Source organism: Yaniella soli, from assembly GCF_054782375.1.
This window is the reverse complement of record NZ_BAAGSP010000002.1, coordinates 1-19069: the sequence shown is the minus strand read 5'-3', so window position 1 is coordinate 19069 and position 19069 is coordinate 1. Positions and strand designations below refer to the sequence as shown.

Genomic DNA, 19069 nt, shown 5'->3' with positions numbered 1-19069 from the left:
CATCTCTATGCTCCTGTTGTCCTGCTGGATTAGCCCAGGTCTGAGATATCGACGTCGGCGACCGAAGCGATATCAACGAATGGTTGGAACAGTTCGTCATCCGGTTCGATGATCGGTTCGATGCCTTCTGGCATGCTGTCCATGTAGATGCCCAGCGCGTCACGGTTTTCTTCGGAGAAGAGTTTCGGTACGGCGTCGAGCAGCACCTCGCGTTTGGCGTCGCTCATATCGGGGTTGGTGAGTGCACTCATGCTGACCGGCATACCAATGGACTCGCCGATTGAGCGGGTTTCACCTTCCTCGAATGGAAACATGGGGCTGCTTTCGCCTGCCATTTCGGTGAAGATTGGGGAGGTACATGCGACATCGGCTTGCCCCTCATCGAGTGCCATGAAGCTGCGGTCGTGGCCGCCCGAGAAGAGTTCCTCGAAGTCTTCACCGGCGACCAGACCGGCTTCGGAGAGCATGTGAGTCGGCATGAAGAACCCGGAGCTCGAGGCGGCGTCGGCGAATGCGATGGTGGTTTCCGGGGTGATGTCGTCGAGTGATTCGATCGGGGAGCCATCCAACACGAGGCAGGTGGATGCGGGTTCGTCAGAGCCGGGCCAGGCGACCAGCGAATCAACTTCACCTGTGTTGACCGCAAGTGCGGATGGGAAGCCACTCATCAGACCGATGTCTTCGTGACCTGCGCGAACTGCTTCGATGACTGCTGAGTAGTTTGGTACTTCGGTGACGATGACTTCTTTGCCGGTGTACTCTTCGAGCAAGCTGACGATTTCGTCGACGGGAACCTCGGCGTTGGGGTCATCAGACAGTGGCAGGGTTGCATAGCGAATCACGTCGTCGTCGGTGGAGGAGCCGTCTGATGCTTCAGAGGAGCCGCCGCAACCGGTCAGGACAAGTGCGGAGCCGATGGCGAGTGAACCGAGAATTTTTGGTAGTGGAGAGCGCATTGATCTATTCCTTCACAACGAGAAAAAGAGGGGATGTCTGTGATGGCGACACTCTTAGTAGAGCGCAGAGAGGTAACCGCGAATTACGAGACTGCCGGTACGGTCGTGAAAGTTTCGATGAACTCTGAGTGACATAGGTGACCTGAATAACGAAACCGGTAGTTCCGGAACTCTGCCGAGTCAACAAGCGGAAAATGCTGTCAACTAAAAGTTGACGCCTGGTGTCAACCTTTGGTTTACTGGTGCTCATGGAAGCAATACTCAAAGCACAGCGCAATCTTGACTGTGCAAAGCAGCAGCTACAGATAGCTGTTCAGGAGGCTCGGAGTGCCGGGCGAACCTGGGCAGAAATCGGCGAGACGTTAGGCATTAGCCGCCAGGCTGCGTTCAAGCGTTTCGGAGAAGTCATTAACCCGGTCAACGGCCAGAAAATCACAGGAGCACCAATGTCGATGCACACCATCCGCGAACTGACTGAACGGGTCTTCGACCTCATCAGTACCGCGGACTACCAGCAGTTAGAACAGCTGATCCATCCAGATGTTCGTGAAGAACTCACCGCCGAATTGATCGCCGACACCTGGCAGCGCGTGTTGACCGATATCGGAGCCAAGGAAACCTACGACGACACCCACGTCGCGCTTCCCGCGGGTGAGCGAATCGACGACGATGAGCAGCTGCTAGGAACCGTTGTCGGTGTGACGACGTTGCACCACGAGGCGGGAGAGGCGATGGGCAGGGTGGCGGTCGACGACCAGCAGAAAGTGGTCGGCATCCTGATCCTGCCACCGGATCACGGGCCGGTACCGTTCTAGAGCAGCATCTGCGTCCGGGCGACTCGGGTTTCGGTACGCTGGGAAGCATTATGGGTGATGTGTTTGCTGGACGTTATGAACTTGTCGATCCGCTCGGGGAAGGCGGCACCGGTGTGGTGTGGCGGGTGTGGGACCACCGTCACCAGCAGTACGCGGCGGCGAAAGTGCTTCGTCAGGTTGATGCATCCTCGTTGTTGCGGTTCATGCGCGAGCAATCCCTGCGACTTGAACATCCACACATTCTCACGCCCACCGGCTGGGCGGGTGAAGACGATAAAGTCCTGTTCACTATGCCCATTGCCTCGGGCGGATCGGTGGCCACACTGATCAGCGACTACGGACCGCTCCCGGTGCGATTGACGGCCGAATTGCTGGACCAGCTATTATCCGCCCTTGAAGCAACGCACGCCCAAAATGTTATTCACCGCGATGTAAAACCTGCGAATCTGCTTCTGGACGCGACCGGCACGGGCCACCCGTGGCTGTGGTTGGGTGATTTTGGTATCGCGGCAGGTGGCGATGCGCCGCGTCTGACACAGGGTCCCTATACAGTTGGCACGCCAGGATACGTGGCGCCCGAAGCTTTCGAGCTCGGCTGGCAGCCGACTCCAGCCGCGGATCTCTATGCCGCCGGAATGTGTGCCGTGGAAATGTTGACGGGTGCCCACCCCGCGCCTGATGCTGATATTGCCACGCTGCTTGCAGCGGCACACCGCGAAGAACCGGTCCCAGATTCGCTGGTTGCAGTCGTCGCGCAACTGGGCCACGCTACTGTGAATGAACGATACGCGCATGCTGGAGAGGCTCGGGCCGAATTGCGTGCGACCGGTTTACTCGAACCACTCGAGGCCCACAGACTGCTCGGGGACGTCGAAGTCTTTGACCACACCCCGGCGCTGCCGCACGGGTGGAGTGAGCACGGTCCGACTGAAGTCGATGACGCTGACCCGTCAATTGCGGCGCCACCGATGGCCGCAGCCCCAACGGTGTCCACGATGCCGCCACCGCCCCCACCACAGCAACGCCACGAACCGGCCCGAAAGATGAGGGCCGTGGCGCTGGCTGCGATACTGATGGGTCTGGGGGTTGTGCTCATCGCGGTAAGCCTGTTCGTAGTGTTCGGCTGACTCGACGGTGCCCGGTTTTTTAGTATGAGGACCTGTTGCGGGTTTTCAATACGCGGTAGAGCACGAATGCGCCGATGACGAGGAGTAAGAGTCCCGCGATGCCGATACCAAGGAACACCGTTTGGGTCGTCGAAAGCCCGGTCCGTTCGGCATCTCCCACATTCGGGGTCACAGCTTCTGCTGGCTGGGTGGGCTCGGCGGCCACCGCGTCGTCGTCATCTTCGGTATTCGTTGCAGACGCCGTCGCGTACTGTGGCTCGCCTTCAACCTCGCCAAACGTATCGACGACCAGATCAAAGGGCACTGCGACCTGTTGGTCGGAGTTCACTTCGCTCTGGCTGACCAAAATGTAGTAGTCGCCTGCGGTGGAGGCAAATTCCATGTCGTTATGCCCGGCATTTGGGCTCGCGCGGTTTGCCCAGCGCACCGGATGGGTCATGTTTTGCCAGAGTTTTGGTTCATCGTAATTTGTCAGTCCGTAATACTTGCCCTCTTGGCCTTGTGCCTGCGTCGTGTGCTGAATGAGGCCTCGGTGAGGCGAATAGATCTGCAGTCGAAAGCCGCGGTCAACGGTCAGGTCTGGACCAAATTCGGCGCGGCCTGGGGTTTCGAGTTGGGCCTGAAGATGCTGGCCCCATTCGACCGGTATTTTGTAGACAAGTGATTCACCGGGGTAGATCTCGGACGAGTAGGCGCCGCCTGCTTCTAATGTCGGTGCATTATTGAACGAGTTTCCGCCGAGTAGTTCCTCGGACTGCTCTTGGTCAACCTCCAGCGACTGCCACTGATACTCACGAATACCCCCTTCGGCTACTGACGGCAGCTCAGTCATGTTGGCGACTTCGGGCTCTTCGGTCACGACAAACTCAACCGGCTGGCCGACATAGGCGTTAGGGTCCTCGTTGCTGATCGCCTCGAGTTGCAAGATGAGCTCGTCTGCACTGTTGCAGTCGGTCTCCTCTTCCTCAGGGTCGGGGAAGACGGTCACCTGGTCGGAGCGCACCCTCAGTGCTGCATCATTGGTGCCTTCATAGAGGTTGACCTGTGAACACAGTTGGTCATTGGTTGAGTAGGATCCGCCGCGGTAGGTTTCCCAGCTACCGGCATCTTCGGTGCCCAGTGCCACGGTGAGCGGGTCGAAGCTGCTCGTATCATTGTGAATCGCCGAGGCGCCGACGTGCAGCGAGGAATTTTCCATCGTGCGTGGGATGCGGTAATACTGTGGGCCCTCTTTCCACGTATCGACGTACTGGCCGGGCTCGAGTGCCGGCGCATCGGCGATGTCGGCTGCGCCCTCCACGGGCTCACCTTCTAACTGGAATGGTTGAAACGCGCGCAGCGACAGGCGCTGCAGGGTATTGTTCAGCGTTTCGGCATCATCGGCATCAAAATATTCACCATTGCCGGCTTGCGCGATGCATTCCAGATCTTGACGGGCCTCGTCGTCTACGCTGTAGCCGACCGTGTGGATTGCCAGATCAATGCCCTTGTCGGTGATGGTTTGTGCGACTTCGCACGGGTCTGGTGCGCAGTTCTCTTGACCGTCCGATACCAGTACGATGGTGCGGTTGCCTTCAGCTCCCAGGTCACCGGCGGCTTCTTCGAGCGCGTAGGCGATGGGTGTTTTGTCACCGACGGCATCATAGGAGTCGATCGCGTCGCGGAGGTCGTCGCGGTTGTCACTGCCGATTTCCACGGCGAGATCCGAGTCTTGGCACGCAGCGTCGTTGCTGGTCTCACCTTGTGCAGAGAAAACGCGGAGTCCAACACTGAGGTCATCATCGAGATCGTCGACCACGGAATGCAGGGCATCGCGAGCGGCCTCAATGCGAACCGTGTCAGAATCGTCCGATTCACTCATGGATCCGGAAGCATCCATGACTAGTAACAGTTCATTGTCTTCGGGGTTCGTCTCGACCTCTTCGAGGCTCGACATCAAGGTGGTGTGGCTTGGTGAAAGCGGAGGCGCTGTCTGGGTTGCGGGGGTGAAAGCCGCCATGAGAGCAGTGGCCAGCCCCATACCGGTGATGGATCGAAGTGTGCGAGGTGTCATGAGCTGCTTCCTCGTGGTGAGTAATCTATGCTTGCAATCGCAAATTTATAATGTTGCAACTGCAAAGTCAATGATGGTTCTGTGCGAACATTTTCTAGGATAGGGCAGGATTCTCCTCGGTTCGTCTCAAAACCGCTGCGTTACGGTATTTTCGCGTAGAATTTACTTCAGCAAATTGTTGTTTACTTGCGCAACGTTGGGGATGGGACTGTATGAGTGACAAAGTCGAGGACAATCGGCAGGCGCAAAGTGCCGCATATGGCGAACCGCTCAGTGACACTTTCGACCGGATCAAAGCCGCCTTCGGGTTGAACCAAACCTCCTTGGCCTCAGTCCTTGGACTATCTGCGCCCATGCTTTCCCAGCTCAATAGCGCCCAGCGCGTCAAGATTGGCAACCCCGCAGTGCTCAACAGAATGTATCAACTCCACGAGCTCGTGGAGCAACTCTCGAGCGGTCAAGTGGCGGCCCAGAATATTGCCGAGCGGCTCGAGGAGATCAAAACATCGCAGGCAACCATGGGTCGCACCACACAAATGATGGCCAGTCAGGCGCCAGATACTGCCGTGGTTGCAGGTATTCGAGGCCTCTTGCGCGCGGTGGCCTCCGGCACGGAGCTGCGGGACGCAGCCGAACAGTTAGCTGACACGCATCCCGACCTCGCCGAAGTGCTTCGCCTGTATGGCACCGGTCCGGCGCACCCGGCGCTGGAGCACTACGTCGCGCACAAGGACCTCTTTTAGTTATCACCTTGGTGTCAACGGTGGTCTCTTCATTTCGAAATGCCAGAGGGTTACGGTGGACTCAACGCAACCTTGTATTGCAAGGGTGAAAGGAGCGACAGATGAGTCCTCATAAATACACGAACTCACCCCAAAAACCCGAAGCCGCAAAGTCAGCAACCCGCCTCGGCTTCTTCGGACTCTTGGCCGAAATTGTACTGTTTGTCATGGCCGTCATTATCGGCGTCAGATTCCTGATTATGGGCAGCCAGCCCGGCATCGTGGCGTGGGTGCTCTTCGCCATCGGCGCGGTTCTTGCGGTAGACATGGTCCGTCGGGCCATCCGGGCGGTGCGCAGAAGCCGTGCTGCACAACGATTGGATGAGTAGGTCCATGGAGTACACCTTAAATAACGGTGTTTCGATGCCGGCCCTCGGTTTTGGTGTTTACCAAATTCCCGCTGATGAAACCAAAGCTGCCGTGACCGAAGCCCTGGGGGTCGGGTATCGCCTGATTGATACCGCCGCATCTTATGGCAATGAGCGCGCCGTCGGGGAGGCCATTCGCGAATCGGGTATCGCCCGCGAAGATCTCTTTGTCGAGACCAAAATCTGGATCAGCGACTATGGCTACGACGAAACACTGCACGCCTTCGACAAAAGCGCCGACAAGCTCGGCGTCGACGTCATCGACCTGCTGTTGTTGCACCAGGCCATGCCCGGTGAGTTTGCCCAAACCCTCGAAGCCTATCGCGCACTAGAAACACTCCTTGCCGATGGACGAGTCCGCGCCATCGGCGTCAGCAATTTCATGATCGAGCACCTCGATGCCCTTCGCGAGCACACCGACATCACCCCGGCGGTCAACCAAATTGAGGTCCACCCGTATTTCACGCAGTCGCAGGTGCGCCAGCACAATGCGCAATTGGGCATCCTGACCCAGGCCTGGTCACCGATCGGCGGGATCACCGACTATCTGGGCACCGGCACAACGACCTTCGAAGACGAGACAATCGGTCAAATCGCCACGGAATTGCATCGCACGCCCGCCCAGGTGATGCTGGCCTGGCACCTGCAGCAAGGCCGCGCCGCGATTCCAAAATCCGTCACACCCCACCGCATCGCCGAAAACTTTGACGTCTTCGACCTCGAACTCAATCCCGATCACCTCGACGCCCTCGACGCGCTGGATACCGGTGTGCGTGGCGGCCCGGAGCCTGATGACGTCACCCACGAAACCTTCGGTAAAACCATCCCCGAAGCCTGAGCTGGAATCCTCCCGTTCAACGGGATCACCTGGGCTTATGATTCAGCCGGCCGGCGCGCTATGCTGGGAGTTTGTGATTCAATACCCCCGGGTGAAGGAGCAACAGCTTGGGTCTGTTCATGGCCATCTTGCCGGTCCTGCTCACGCTCGGACTCTTAGCACTGCCCCGCATTCAGGCAGCGCTGCCGCCACTGCTTGGCACCATCGGCGCGGCCATCATCGCGCTGTGGTATTTCGGATCGCCCGCCAACGATCTGGTCACCGCGTGGAATGACACCTTCTGGACGCTCGTCAAAGTCTTGGCCATCATTGGCGGTGGCGTATTGCTCTCCGGGGTCATGGACCGCACCGGGGCGCAGCGCAAACTCGCCGATTGGCTCTCCGCCGGCGGCCCCACCGTCGCTTCGGCGCTGCTGATGGCCCACGGGGTGGTCCCGTTTTTAGAAACCGTCACCGGCTTCGGCGTCTCGGTGTTGATCGGGCTGCCGCTGTTGCTGTCATTTGGTTTCACCGCCTACCGCGCGGCATTGCTCACGCTACTCGGGCTGATGATTGGCCCGTGGGGTTCCATGGGCCCCGGCACACTCGTCGCCGCCGACGCTGCCGGGGCGCCACTGACCGATATGGGATTGGTCTCCGGTTGGATGAACCTCATCCCATTCGTCGTCTCCGGGATCGCAGCCGCCACGGTTGCCGGTAACGGGTACACAACCACGAAGCTATCTCGTGGCCAAAAATTCATGTGGGCCGGTATTGGTGCGGCGTCCGGCATCGTCGTCTGGGGTCTCACCATGACGGCCAACCTCCTGCTCGGAACACCCGTTGCAGGTGCCGTCGCCACACTTCTGATGGCCGTGCTGTGGTTGCTAGTCATCCGGCGCGGACGCCTCACGCCGGGCCCCGGCCGCTCGCTGATCCCGTACCTCATCCTGCTACTCGGCACGATCGCAGGCCAACTCATCTATCGATCCACCGACCTGGGGGCGATGGGGGAAATCCTCGCGTCGCCGGCGCTGTGGTCCACAACGGGTGCACTGACGGCGCTAACCTTCCTGACGATGTCGGACGAAGACACCCGCACCCTGCCGAAGGCATCACTGGTCATGTGGTGGCATGTTGCCATCCCCACCGCGCTCTACCTGTTATTCGGCGTCATGATGTCCGGTGGCGGGTTGGCCGACGTCATTGCAAGCAGTCTGGCGGAACTGGGCTCCTTCTATTTGTTCTTGATGCCCTTCGTCGCGGGGCTTTCCGGCTACATCACCGCCTCGGGTACCGGCGCGAACGCCATGTTCGGCGCCACACAGGTTGCCGCAGCCCAACAGTTGGCTGTCTCACCCCTGTGGACGATGGGCCTACAAAACTCTGCTGCCGGGTGGGCTATTATCGCAGGTCCAGCCCGCATCGAATTAGCATTCCGCATGGCCCAGCCCTACCAACGTGCAGATACACCCGGCCCCGCGGTCACACGCGGTTCGCTCATCAAGGTTCTGTTGCCGATCGTGCTGGTCAGTCTGGCGCTCTGGGGCATCGTCGCCGTCGTCTTCTTGCCGATGACGGGTTAACCTTGACCGCAACCTGTTCATAAAAAACCTTATATTCTCGTGTATATAAGTGATATTGTGGTCACATGGCACACGCAGTGGGAATCATCGCAGATATCGTCGGATCCCGCGCGATGGCCGATCGAGCCGCGGCGCAACGAGCCATCCTGGCAACCTTTGAGCAGGTCGAGCGGGCTGTGCCGCCACGCCGATCCGCCTGGGCCACAGTGGGGGATGAGTTCCAACTTATCTGTGACAACTGGCAGGACGCTCTACGGATCACCCTGCGCACACAAGTATTGCTGCCAGACGACATCCAGCTGAGGTACGGCATCGGGCTGGGGCAGATCAACACCGTTGACGAAGGCGAGGCCGGCCCCATTCAAGACGGCACCGCCTGGCTGCATGCCCGCGACGCGATCCAGGACGTCGAAGCTAGGCAAGAGCGCCTCGATGACTCGCGTACAGGTTTCCGCACCGATGACGACGATCTGACCGGCGCACTGACCACACAACTGTTGTTGCGCGACCACGTCGTGGCACGCATGAAAGCCCGAGAACGACGTCTCTTGGCCGCACTGCTCTTCGGCGCGACGCAAAAGGAAGCAGCCCAGGCCGAAAAAATCTCGCAGGCAGCCGTCTCGCAAGCACTCCACAGGTCCGGGGCTATGGCATTATTGGATGCCGACGACGCGCTTTCGATCACCGACGCCAATGCCCACAAGGAGGGCGCCTGATGCTTGCGGTGCTCACCATCCTCGCCGTAGCCATGACCGACCTCATCCGGCTGACGAAAGCCCACGTGTCCGCGCGGGCCGTCCAATTTGTGCAATTGGGATGGTGGCTGGCGGTTATCTTCGCTGCGGCAATCTGGGTCCGACCCGAAGCGTGGGTGGGAGCAGTCGCCGCAATCGTGGCAGCCGCGTGGTACTTCGGCGCCGAACGCATGGACCGGCCCAAGCAGGCAGACGATAGCGCACCGTCCACATCGGAGTTGTACGCGTGGACGGCGGTCGCGCTGGTCGTTGTAATTGCCGGATTCGCCTGGCTCGACGTCGTGGTCTTGCAGTCGTTCGTGCCCGCCGGACTCATGTGGCTGGCACTTGCCCTGTTCTTGACCCAGACCAGTAACCGGATCACCCGCGCCGTCCTGCTCCTTTCGGGACGCGGAGCCGACGAGGCTCCTGCCGCACCGGGGTCGATACCGGCCAGTCGGCTCAAGGGCGGGCGCGTGATCGGCCCGCTGGAGCGGATCTTCATCATGGTGCTGACCGTGGTCGGTGCCTATCACGTGGTTGCAGCGCTCATGGCAGCCAAAGGCATCGTGCGCTTCCCCGAGATCTCCGCCGAAGCAAAACGCGACGATGCGCCTGCCGAAGTGGGATCCAAGGCTGAAGAGTTTCTCGTCGGCAGTCTCGCGAGTTGGGGCTTGGCCGGCGGCGCAGGACTGTTGGCGTGGATGTTTGTTTAGCGAAAGGTGTCCGCAAAATGCGTTATACCTTGATGGATATAAGATGTTCTGTTTTGAAAATTTGGGTCAGGTACATGGAAACCCGGTGATCAAAATTTGAGTTTCGCTCCTGTAATCGAATATAGTTGTGGTCAATAGCTCCCCCGAAGCCTCTCAGCGATGCGCAACTCGGGGGTCCTTTTGTTTTCAGGTGCTTGATGGTAGTTCCTTTTTTGTCGCTGGATGAGCGAGTCGAGTACTTATACGACCGTGGGTATTTTCGCGTCGGAAGTATCCAAGATAAACATCGGAGGCGTCTTGAGGAAATCAACTTTCACTATTTTCTCGGGTATGCTAGAAATTTTCGCTATCTGGTCGACAAAGGAAGCATTTCTTCAGCAAAAGAACCTGACCTAGTATTTCAGCTTATCGATCTTGACCATACAATATCGGCGCATGCATAGGCGGGGCTGCGGAAGATGGAATGGGCATTACGAAACTCGGTTACGAAGCACTACTGTCAAAAATTCGATCCGTATGGCTCGTTCTTGGACGGCGCCCAGTACCGAGAACTGAGCCGTGAATATACCCATGAAGATCTCATCAAGAATATCTTGGATAATACCCTTAAGCATAGAGAACCGTTCGTCAGGGATCATTTAAGGAGTCGCGCGGATGAAGTAAATGGTGGGGTGATTCCAAGGTACTGTGATCATACAAATTTCGATCGTGTAAAAGACTTGGTCTCGGGCCTCCCGCTTTGGGCGGTAGTCGACAGCTTCTCACTGGGCGTGCTAATTAACTTCATTAACATGTGCGATAGAGGGACGGGCGATGATCAGATTTGGAAACTTGTAGCCAATGATTTTGATGTGCGACACCGTCTGTTGGGATCAAGCCTCAGCTCGGCTCGAACGCTGAGGAACATGGTCTCTCACCACCAGCGTTTATGGATGCGCCCGACCCCTAACGTCCCAGCGATTCCAAAGAAATTGCGGCAACTATCGAGAAGGGTTACAAATAACTCCGTGCTCGCGCCGCTAATTAACATTAGTTTGTACCAGGGTAGTGGTGAGGAACGAGCCAACTACCTGCATGATCTTTTAGGGGTTGCTGAGAGCGACTCCAACTATTGGTTCGGGTTAGCAAAAGTCGACAATCGGGCATAGTTATATCTCCGGGGTGGATCTGTAAAACCAGGACCACCCCCGGAGCACCTCTATGCAAACAGGTCAATGCGGGGTCTTCGGGCGCGTCACGACACTTTCACGACATGCTCCTGCAAACGCAGCTGCGGCCAGTGATCGGTATCGCGCAGCAGCTGGCGATCATGCGTCGCAAGGACCACCGCGGCGGCAGTGGCCCCCAGTGCTTCAGTGAGCTCATCAATCAGGCGGATAGACAAGTGGTTGGTCGGCTCATCCAGCAGCAACACCTGGGGACGGCTCGCCAACACCAGGGCCAATTCCAGTCGCCTCTGCTGACCCATCGAAAGCTCACCCACTCGTAGCTCTAACTCGTTCGAGCCCAACAGACCGAGCTCCTGTAAATCCACAGTTGATCGTGACGATATAACGTTTCGAGCGACTAACCTCTGCACATGCGACTCGAACAGCTGACCAACCCGCATTTTGGGTGGCAGCTCAGATTCCTGTTGCAGAAACCCGATCCTCGCATCATTCCGGCGATGGATTGTGCCGGTGCTTGGTTCGATATGCTGAGCAAGCACATTGAGCAGAGTCGACTTGCCGGCACCGTTCGGCCCGGTGACCACCAATCGGTCGCCGCCCGAAAATTCTAACGACACGGGAGGCGTCAGTCGATCGTCGACGGTCACCTTTTCTGCAGAGACGAGCGTGACGCTACTGCGGGAAGACAGTTCGGGAAGCTTGAACGTCAACGGTGGTTCCGGAACCGTGAGCGCATGAGCTTCCAGCGCATCTTGCCGACGCCGCACATTGCCCACGGTTGATGCAGCACGCGTGGCACGACGATGTTTTCCCGAGCCTTTTGCGGGACGCCACCCGCTGATGAGGCGATCCTGCGCTGCTTGCAGATCATCTTGCAGCTTGGCATGTTCCACCTGCTCGCGTGCATACTCTTGTTCCCACTGGATGCGTTCTGCTTGCGACCGCTCGCGATAGCCCGCGTATCCGTCGCCGTAGAGGCGGGGTCGACCATCCGGTGTCGCGTCGAGGCTCACCACGGTTTCGGCAACATCGGCCAGCAGTGCTCTGTCGTGACTGACAACAACCACTCCGCCATTGCGATCACGGAGTCGCGCAGTCAAAAAAATCCAGACCGCTGCGGTCCAGATGGTTGGTTGGCTCATCTAAGAGCAGGAAATCGTGGGCGCCACCCAATAGGCAGGCCAACCGGACACGATAACGCTGCCCAACCGAGAGTTCCGATAGTAGGACCGTGCCGTCGGTTTCGGCTTCGAGCGCTTCGAGCGCCAGTTGAACCCGACGCTCGGCGTCCCAGGCATCAATCGCTTCCGCACGTTCAAGTGCGACGGCAAAGCGCTCCTCAGCGTCGGTGTCGCCGTCGGCTAGCGCCTGACCCGCGGCATCGAGTTCAGCCAGTGCATCGACCGATGGAGCAATGGTTTCGGCTACCGCATCGCCGACGGTTCGATCATCAGCGATCGACATTTCCTGTTCGGCGACACCGATGGTGCCATGGCGTGCCACGGTTCCGGCATCGGGCGTAAATCGACCCATGAGTAGATGAAGAAGGGTGGTCTTGCCGCGTCCGTTCTCACCGACGATGGCGATGCGTGATGTTGGCGTGACGGTTAGGTCCAGGTCGTGCAAAACCTGTTGTGTTCCGAGAGTAAGTTCAACGTTATTGAGCGATAAATGGGCGCGCGAATGCGCCGAAGAAGGAGTTGTGGAAGGCATATACATTCCTTGAAAAAGTCGCGTCAAGACGCGAAAAAGTAACAGCGACCAAAATGGCCTTGGATACACGGAAACCCCGGCTCGGATCAGAGACCAACGAGCGCAAAAGGGCCTGTCGGCTGTTAAAGGAACAAAAGAATTTGCATAGCCATGCCCAAAGTGTAACCGACACGCATTTTGTTGACCAGTCGCCTAAATGTAGGGAAGCCCGCATTTTCTATAGCAGCTGGTGAGTAGCTAAAGGGTGCTTGAGGGGCGTTGTGTGGCATCTGGCATAGGAAGGGCAGCTTTATGCAATTTTGAAGCACTTCGGCCCCTAAGTGCGATTCGGGCTCGAGGATGTATGAAGCTTTGAGTATTAGCTACCAAAAGTGATCTATGCCATGTTATCCTTTTCGCGGTCCACTCATAAGTGTGCCCAAGTATGTTGTATGAATCGTTTGTGCCTCATGTCAAAAGGACCGAGCACACGGATTCCTCACTCTCGAAGGGAACACCGCATGACGGAAGAAGAAAATAAAAAGAAGGGTCGGCTAGCCACGGCCGTGCTTGCCGGCTCTGCTCTTGCGTTTAGCTCGTTTGCAATAGGAGCACCTGCTGCTTTTGCTACCGCAGCGCAATCTCCAGAAGCTACTGAGTCCAGTTCAGCTGCTCCAGAAACTACTGAGAGCCGCGAAACGCCGGTCGAGTCAGATAGCGGAGAGACTTCGGACGAAGAAACCAGTCCGGAGGAAGATCCGACTGCGACCGATGCAGCTACCACGGAGGATCCCACTCCGACAGATGATCCATCGGAAACGAGTCAACCAGAATCTGCTGATGATGGGTCGACCGAAGTTGATTCGACGTCGGATACTGTCTCACCGATGAATCAGGAATCTCCTGACGCTGACTTAGATGTTAGGGAAGGAGCTGTCGGAGATACCGTTACGGTGACAGGTTCCGGGTTCGAGCCGAACACGAGTGTTGACCTTGTGTGGGCAGCCCAGGCTGCAGACGCTGAGCGGATCCAGCTCGGCGAGGTTGAGGTTGATGGTGATGGGAATCTAGCTGACGGTGCTTCCTTTACCGTTCCAGACGGTTCGCTTGTTGGAACGCATTGGGTCTATGTAGGTGAAGACGGGCCGACGCTGAGCTTCAACGTTGTTTCCGACGATGACGAAGCTGAACGACTCGTCTCACTGCGTACTAACCCAGGTGCAGGTGCTGCGGGTGCCAACTTTGAAGTGAATGGGAGTGGCTATTCCCCTGAGGGTGACGTAGAGCTGGCTATGGTTTCTGAAGATGGAACCACCATCCTTGAGCACACAGCTGAGGCGAACGAGTCAGGTTACTTTGAGGCTGAATTTGCGGTCCCAGAAGATGCAGTGAACGGCGTTTATGACATCACCGCCAGGGATGTTCAGAGCGATTCCACCACGAGTGGCCAATTTAACGTTACCAATGCGACACTGACGATTGCCCCTGAAACGATTGACGAAGACGACTTTCAGGAGACTGGCGTCACCCATACGGTTGATGGCCTAAGAGAAGGCGATGAAGTCCAATTCAGCGTCGGAAACGCCTTTAGCCCGATGGAGCACCTCTCTGATACAGCTACAGCCGATGAAGATGGCGTGGCCGAGTACATTGTGCAGCCTGATGAGGAAGACGTCTTCATCGGTAACTACAGCACCCAGGTCTCGTATGTGGACAGCGGAGCTGAAATCGCATCGGGTAACTTCGAGGTAACGAGCGAAGAACTGCAGCTCAACTTATCTGCAAGCCAAGTACCACAAGGTGGCTCGATCATGGTCACAGGTGAAAACTTCACCCCTGAGGGTGATGTCACATTGACCTGGGGCCCAGACGCAGAGAGCGTGGAGTTCCAAGCCTATGAGAACGGCGAGATTAGTCATTCACTGGAGATTCCCGAAGACGCTGCGCCCGGCACGAACGACGTCACTGTCACTGATGAAACCTCGGGTGACTCGACCACTCGAGAGCTCACCGTTACTGGCGACCCAGTGCTGGACCCAGACATCGATTTGAATGTCGATAACGCGTACCCGGGTGACACCGTATCCGTTTCCGGGTCGGGCTTTACCGAAGATGGTGACGTTGAATTCAGCATTAACCCACCAGTGGGCGAGGCCGTTGCAAACGCTGACGGCGAGTTCAATGCTGAAGTCACGATCCCTGAGGATCTTGAGCCGGGTGATCACACGTTCACTGCGCTTGATGTCGAATCTGGTGAAGAAGCCACTGCCGACTTCACGGTCAATGATCCAGCCGACCAGGTCACTGAACCGGCTCTGTCGATTGATCCTGAACGCATCGAACTCGACGACTTCATCGGTGAAGAAGACGATGACAACGGCGTCGTACACACGGTCGTTGGACTCGAAGCTGGCGCTGACTACACCTACGCGGTGAGCGGTCCTGAAGGCGTCAACGACTTCGAGCAGACTGAGACCGCCAATGACGAAGGCGAAGCTCAATTCGTGATTCACGGTTACGAAGTAGCGAACCCAGCTGTCTACCTCGGTGACTACACCACTGTGGTCACTTCTGTTGATCCAGACGGCAATGCTGTAGAACTCACCGGCAACTTCTCAGTTGTAAGTGATGATGGCAGCGCTGGTGACGGCTCCGGACCAGACGGTTCCGGTGATTACACTGGCGACCCAGTCGACATGAACGGTTCCGCACTGGCTCAGACCGGTGCAACTTCCGGTCAGCTGGGCCTCATTGCAGGTGCCCTGCTGCTGATGGGTGGCGCGTTTGTTGTTTTCGCAAACCGCGGTCGTCTCTTCGGACGGAAGCACTAACGAGATAAGAACTCTCTGAGTTCTCTATAAATAGAAGGAACCGCTTCCTACTCGAACACACGAGTAGGAAGCGGTTCTTTTATGCCCAACAGGAAACCGCGCTGCTAGCCGGAACCGTGCCCATACTCGTCATCGGGTACCGGCAGTGCCATCGGCGCAATGCCTGCTCTGCTTGCCAGCTCTTCGAGCGATTTCAACGTGATATTTCGAACCCCACGTTCGATATCTCCCATATAACTTCTTGCGTAGCCGAGTTGTGCTGCGAATGTGTCCTGGCTGGTACTGCTCTCGAGTCTTACCCGGCGTAAGTTCCGGCCTACGAGGCGTTGTAGCTCCCCGCGAGTATCGCCGTGCGTGACTTCAGTGTTAGGTTGCATTGTTGTGAAAATTCACCGCTCAATCCTTCAGTCGCATTGTGCCTGTGCTGGCACTCCCGTCACACTCTAGCTGTTCAGAAAAGTGGGGTTGATATGGGAAGATTCTATGTTGACTGACCAACACCTGTGAATCTGCCAATTTGCTAGCTCCATAGATTTTCACCGTGTTAGCCTGACCTTGTCTCCACTTCATGAGGTGTCCATCGCACAGCGATGGGTTGAAAGTCTCCATCACTCTTCGAGATACAAAGGAACTAACCTTTCCGAAGGGAGCACCACATGACGGAAGCACAAGTCACCAAAAATGGCCGCCGAGTCACCGCTATGCTCGCCGGCTCCGCTCTGACCGTTGGTACCATCGCGATGGGCGCACCCGCTGCGTTCGCAGACAATGACGAACAGCAAGGCGATGTCGCCACACAAGACCAACAATCCGGTACCGAAGTCAACCACACTTTTGAACTGGAAACCAAAGAAGCAAAACCTGGTGAGACCGTAGGGATCACCGGTGAAGGTTTCACCCCGAACGCTGAAGTCATGATCGACTTGGGTAACGAAATGATGGTCACCCAGCACGCCGATGAGCAGGGCAACCTGGACGGCGAATTTACCATCCCTGACTCTGTCGATGACGACACCTACAAGCTCGCCGTGGAGGAAAATGGCCACATCGCCTACTCCCAGTTAGAAGTCCTCGAGGATGACCGAGATGACGGCGAAGTCGAAGTCGACCTGGAGTCGGATACCCTCCTCCACGGTGACTCAGTCCAGGTTTCGGGTGAGAACTTTACCCCGCGGGGCGAAGTGACCGTCAATTGGAACCGTGAACAGAACATTGCAGCTGACGAGGACGGCAACATTCTTACTGAGATCTCCATCCCTGAAGACGCCGAGGTCGGCGAACACGATCTGACGGTCGCGGATCAGGAAACCGGACAGGAAGATGTTGAAGAGTACACCGTCAGTGACAGTATAGAATCCGACGATGGTGAAGATCGCGACGACGACTAACCCCGTCGTACATCAGAACTGAATACTGAACCGAACACGAATCAGGAACCGGCATCTGGTGTCTATACATCGGGTGCCGGTTCCGCGCGTTGGAGCGGGTGGCCGACCGCCCGAACTCTCGACACTACCGAGTGCAGCTGACACACTTGAAGTGGAGCCAATGTCGGTTTAAATCGACACCACAATGTTTAGGAGGCCCACCATGACTCAAGTGACCTCATCTGAAGCTCAAGAACAACTCCCCGGCTGGACGGTCGTCGACGGACGCTTAGAAATCAGCGTTCGCGCCAAAGACTTTGAAGGTGCTATCGAATTCGTCAACCGTTTCGCCGACGTCGCTGAAGCCCAGGATCATCACCCAGATTTTGATATCCGCTACAACACCATTCGGATGCGTGTGGTCAGCCACGATGTCGGCGGCCTGACCGATCGCGACGTAAAATTCGCCGCCGAACTCGACAAACTGATCGAAGAGCTGGAACTCAAACGCCAACCGAAAAAGATCAGCCGCACCCACCTGGTCGTTGTCAGCCCAGACATTGAGGCCATCAAACCGTTTTGGAAAGCCGTCTTCGACTTTAAAGACGCCTCGGGTGCCGACGACGCCGAGATGCTCGTGGATCGTTCCGATGTGCTCGACCCAATCCGGTTCCACCAGCGCGCCGATACCACCATTCCGGCCGATGACGTGAATCCATCAGCGGGCCCCATGAGCATCCACGTGGATGTTTTTGTCCCCGCAGAGTTGGTCGAGGAACGAAAAGATGCAGCCATCGAAGCCGGTGGGAAACTTCTGAGCGACGCCGATGCACCCAACATGTGGGAACTTGCCGATGTTGATGGCAACCGCGTGTATCTGCGCAGCGAGTAGGAAATGTTGTGCTGCACGACCCGACGCAGGTTAGGCGATGTCGCGAACCTGTGTTGGCACGTCTGTACGTGTCCTTGAACGTCGAGCCGAAACCGGTTTGATAAAAGCACCAATGACCGCAATGCCCGAGGCAAATAGAAATGCGACTCGAAGATCGAATGCCCCCGCGATCATACCCATCAGCGGCGAACCAACCGCTTGACCCAGGGCAATGACGAGAAACGCGATGCCCACACCAGAGGCAGGGCTGTAGGGGTACACATTCGTCCCCCAAATTAGCAGCAGGCTGGTGAGCTCGATGTATGTGAGTCCAAATGCTGCGGCACCAAACCATGCAATGCCGGAGGAGTGCGGGAACACGGCGAAGAGGGCTGTGCCAAGTGCCATGAGAAGCATGGCGAGGCGCCAGGATTTCCGCAGCCCGAAGCGGTGGCCGACGTCTCCAGCCGCGGCACCGAGTGTGCCCACCGCACCGAGGAACACCCAGGCCACGGCGGAACCGGTGTCGCTGAGCCCGCCCACCGTCGTCAACAGGTCACGGCCGAACGTCCAGATTGCGGTGCTGGCCCAGACCCACCATGCCCGCGGAGACAATCAGCAACCCGGACCCTTGGGGAAACAGCGGCTTAGGAATGAGATGCTGCAGTACTCCTGGCGTTTTGCCCTGAGCTGGTTGCCGTGGCACACTGCGTGCCACCCACATCGTGGCACCGGCGCAGACGAGTGCAAAGGCGAGCCACGCAGCTCGCCAGTGGTCAAATGTCAGCAATGCGATCGGCACGGCAACCGCAACGCCCACACCGGTCCCGGCGTTGATAATCGTCTGGGTGCGATTGCGAATGTGATGTTGGACTGTATTGGCGACGGCGTGCGCTAATGGGGGAGATGCAATGCCGGTACTGGTTCCCGCAATGACTACACCCAGGGCGAGTATGATGGCGTTGGGTGCCAAGCCCACCGTCAAGGTGCCCAACGTGGCAATGCCGGACAATTCCCCGGAATGACAATCCTAAGGACGTCAGTGTGCTGGTGAGTCACAAACAGTCGATATCGGACGGCCAGTACCTATCCTGCCTGTGAGACTTAGTAGTAGCTGGTCTGGGACTAGCTGGCAGTATGGATGTCGGCCGTTGCTACCACCGGACGTGACTCGTATCCTGCTTG

General features: G+C 57.4%; 17 protein-coding genes and 1 pseudogene. 12 read left to right on the top strand and 6 right to left on the bottom strand.

Annotated elements, in window-relative coordinates; all coding sequences use genetic code 11:
* Positions 1-29 precede the first annotated feature (29 nt).
* A complete protein-coding gene (locus ACYVJT_RS01140; protein ID WP_343958859.1) occupies positions 30-956 on the bottom strand; it encodes a phosphate/phosphite/phosphonate ABC transporter substrate-binding protein in 927 nt (308 codons plus the stop codon).
* Between the two features lie 221 nt (positions 957-1177).
* Between ACYVJT_RS01140 and ACYVJT_RS01135 the strand changes: the two genes are divergently transcribed.
* Positions 1178-1771 (top strand): hypothetical protein, encoded by a 594-nt coding sequence (locus tag ACYVJT_RS01135; RefSeq protein WP_343958861.1) that lies wholly within the window; start codon positions 1178-1180, stop codon positions 1769-1771.
* A gap of 50 nt (positions 1772-1821) precedes the next feature.
* Entirely contained in the window at positions 1822-2898 is a 1077-nt protein-coding gene (locus ACYVJT_RS01130; protein WP_343958863.1) for a serine/threonine-protein kinase, read from the top strand.
* A gap of 19 nt (positions 2899-2917) precedes the next feature.
* Here the strand turns inward: ACYVJT_RS01130 and ACYVJT_RS01125 are convergent, their stop codons facing one another.
* Positions 2918-4951: a vWA domain-containing protein gene (locus ACYVJT_RS01125; protein ID WP_343958865.1), complete on the bottom strand. Its 2034-nt coding sequence runs from the start codon at positions 4949-4951 to the stop codon at positions 2918-2920.
* Positions 4952-5163: 212 nt separating this feature from the next.
* Here ACYVJT_RS01125 and ACYVJT_RS01120 point away from each other — a divergent pair, with 212 nt between their 5' ends.
* From ACYVJT_RS01120 to ACYVJT_RS01090, 7 genes are all read left to right on the top strand, one after another.
* Complete coding sequence (locus ACYVJT_RS01120) at positions 5164-5694, top strand: DNA-binding protein (protein WP_343958867.1); 531 nt, start codon at positions 5164-5166, stop codon at positions 5692-5694.
* A 101-nt stretch (positions 5695-5795) separates the two neighbouring features.
* On the top strand, positions 5796-6062 hold the full coding sequence (locus tag ACYVJT_RS01115; protein WP_343958869.1) for a hypothetical protein: 267 nt from the start codon (positions 5796-5798) through the stop codon (positions 6060-6062).
* A gap of 4 nt (positions 6063-6066) precedes the next feature.
* Positions 6067-6939: an aldo/keto reductase gene (locus ACYVJT_RS01110; RefSeq protein WP_343958871.1), complete on the top strand. Its 873-nt coding sequence runs from the start codon at positions 6067-6069 to the stop codon at positions 6937-6939.
* A gap of 107 nt (positions 6940-7046) precedes the next feature.
* Positions 7047-8504: an L-lactate permease gene (locus ACYVJT_RS01105; RefSeq protein ID WP_343958873.1), complete on the top strand. Its 1458-nt coding sequence runs from the start codon at positions 7047-7049 to the stop codon at positions 8502-8504.
* A gap of 65 nt (positions 8505-8569) precedes the next feature.
* Positions 8570-9220: a SatD family protein gene (locus ACYVJT_RS01100; RefSeq protein ID WP_343958875.1), complete on the top strand. Its 651-nt coding sequence runs from the start codon at positions 8570-8572 to the stop codon at positions 9218-9220.
* The gene (locus tag ACYVJT_RS01095) at positions 9220-9954 is read left to right on the top strand and encodes a hypothetical protein (RefSeq protein WP_343958877.1); all 735 of its coding nucleotides are present in this window, start codon (positions 9220-9222) and stop codon (positions 9952-9954) included. Before ACYVJT_RS01100 ends, ACYVJT_RS01095 begins: the two co-directional genes overlap by 1 nt.
* Positions 9955-10412: 458 nt before the next feature.
* The gene (locus tag ACYVJT_RS01090) at positions 10413-11102 is read left to right on the top strand and encodes an Abi family protein (protein ID WP_425579884.1); all 690 of its coding nucleotides are present in this window, start codon (positions 10413-10415) and stop codon (positions 11100-11102) included.
* 86 nt (positions 11103-11188) lie between these two features.
* Here the strand turns inward: ACYVJT_RS01090 and ACYVJT_RS01085 are convergent.
* A pseudogene (locus ACYVJT_RS01085) lies at positions 11189-12836 on the bottom strand (ABC-F family ATP-binding cassette domain-containing protein).
* Positions 12837-13336: 500 nt separating this feature from the next.
* Between ACYVJT_RS01085 and ACYVJT_RS01080 the strand changes: the two are divergent.
* On the top strand, positions 13337-15646 hold the full coding sequence (locus tag ACYVJT_RS01080; RefSeq protein ID WP_343958881.1) for an LPXTG cell wall anchor domain-containing protein: 2310 nt from the start codon (positions 13337-13339) through the stop codon (positions 15644-15646).
* Between the two features lie 104 nt (positions 15647-15750).
* Here ACYVJT_RS01080 and ACYVJT_RS01075 read toward each other — a convergent pair whose 3' ends face one another.
* Positions 15751-16023 carry a helix-turn-helix domain-containing protein gene (locus tag ACYVJT_RS01075; RefSeq protein WP_343958883.1) on the bottom strand — a complete coding sequence of 91 codons (273 nt, stop codon included), beginning with the start codon at positions 16021-16023 and terminating at the stop codon, positions 15751-15753.
* A gap of 279 nt (positions 16024-16302) precedes the next feature.
* Between ACYVJT_RS01075 and ACYVJT_RS01070 the strand changes: the two genes are divergently transcribed.
* Together ACYVJT_RS01070 and ACYVJT_RS01065 are read left to right on the top strand one after the other, a co-directional pair.
* Positions 16303-17034, top strand: a complete 732-nt coding sequence (locus ACYVJT_RS01070; protein WP_343958885.1) for a hypothetical protein — start codon at positions 16303-16305, stop codon at positions 17032-17034.
* A 202-nt stretch (positions 17035-17236) separates the two neighbouring features.
* Positions 17237-17905, top strand: coding sequence for a 4a-hydroxytetrahydrobiopterin dehydratase (locus ACYVJT_RS01065; protein WP_343958887.1), 669 nt, complete (start codon positions 17237-17239; stop codon positions 17903-17905).
* 30 nt (positions 17906-17935) lie between these two features.
* Here the strand turns inward: ACYVJT_RS01065 and ACYVJT_RS01060 are convergent, their stop codons facing one another.
* Complete coding sequence (locus ACYVJT_RS01060; protein WP_343958889.1) at positions 17936-18499, bottom strand: hypothetical protein; 564 nt, start codon at positions 18497-18499, stop codon at positions 17936-17938.
* Positions 18441-18896 carry an MFS transporter gene (locus ACYVJT_RS01055; RefSeq protein ID WP_343958891.1) on the bottom strand — a complete coding sequence of 152 codons (456 nt, stop codon included), beginning with the start codon at positions 18894-18896 and terminating at the stop codon, positions 18441-18443. The genes ACYVJT_RS01060 and ACYVJT_RS01055 overlap by 59 nt, the downstream gene beginning before the upstream one ends.
* Positions 18897-19069: the final 173 nt, after the last annotated feature.

Bases quoted from the DNA above. Each gene is read 5' to 3' on its own strand.
- ACYVJT_RS01140 (WP_343958859.1), bottom strand. From the start codon at position 956: ATGCGCTCTCCACTACCAAAAATTCTCGGTTCACTCGCCATCGGCTCC.
- ACYVJT_RS01130 (WP_343958863.1), top strand. From the start codon at position 1,822: ATGGGTGATGTGTTTGCTGGACGTTATGAACTTGTCGATCCGCTCGGG.
- ACYVJT_RS01125 (WP_343958865.1), bottom strand. From the start codon at position 4,951: ATGACACCTCGCACACTTCGATCCATCACCGGTATGGGGCTGGCCACT.
- ACYVJT_RS01120 (WP_343958867.1), top strand. From the start codon at position 5,164: ATGAGTGACAAAGTCGAGGACAATCGGCAGGCGCAAAGTGCCGCATAT.
- ACYVJT_RS01115 (WP_343958869.1), top strand. From the start codon at position 5,796: ATGAGTCCTCATAAATACACGAACTCACCCCAAAAACCCGAAGCCGCA.
- ACYVJT_RS01110 (WP_343958871.1), top strand. From the start codon at position 6,067: ATGGAGTACACCTTAAATAACGGTGTTTCGATGCCGGCCCTCGGTTTT.
- ACYVJT_RS01100 (WP_343958875.1), top strand. From the start codon at position 8,570: ATGGCACACGCAGTGGGAATCATCGCAGATATCGTCGGATCCCGCGCG.
- ACYVJT_RS01095 (WP_343958877.1), top strand. From the start codon at position 9,220: ATGCTTGCGGTGCTCACCATCCTCGCCGTAGCCATGACCGACCTCATC.
- ACYVJT_RS01090 (WP_425579884.1), top strand. From the start codon at position 10,413: ATGGAATGGGCATTACGAAACTCGGTTACGAAGCACTACTGTCAAAAA.
- ACYVJT_RS01080 (WP_343958881.1), top strand. From the start codon at position 13,337: ATGACGGAAGAAGAAAATAAAAAGAAGGGTCGGCTAGCCACGGCCGTG.
- ACYVJT_RS01075 (WP_343958883.1), bottom strand. From the start codon at position 16,023: ATGCAACCTAACACTGAAGTCACGCACGGCGATACTCGCGGGGAGCTA.
- ACYVJT_RS01070 (WP_343958885.1), top strand. From the start codon at position 16,303: ATGACGGAAGCACAAGTCACCAAAAATGGCCGCCGAGTCACCGCTATG.
- ACYVJT_RS01065 (WP_343958887.1), top strand. From the start codon at position 17,237: ATGACTCAAGTGACCTCATCTGAAGCTCAAGAACAACTCCCCGGCTGG.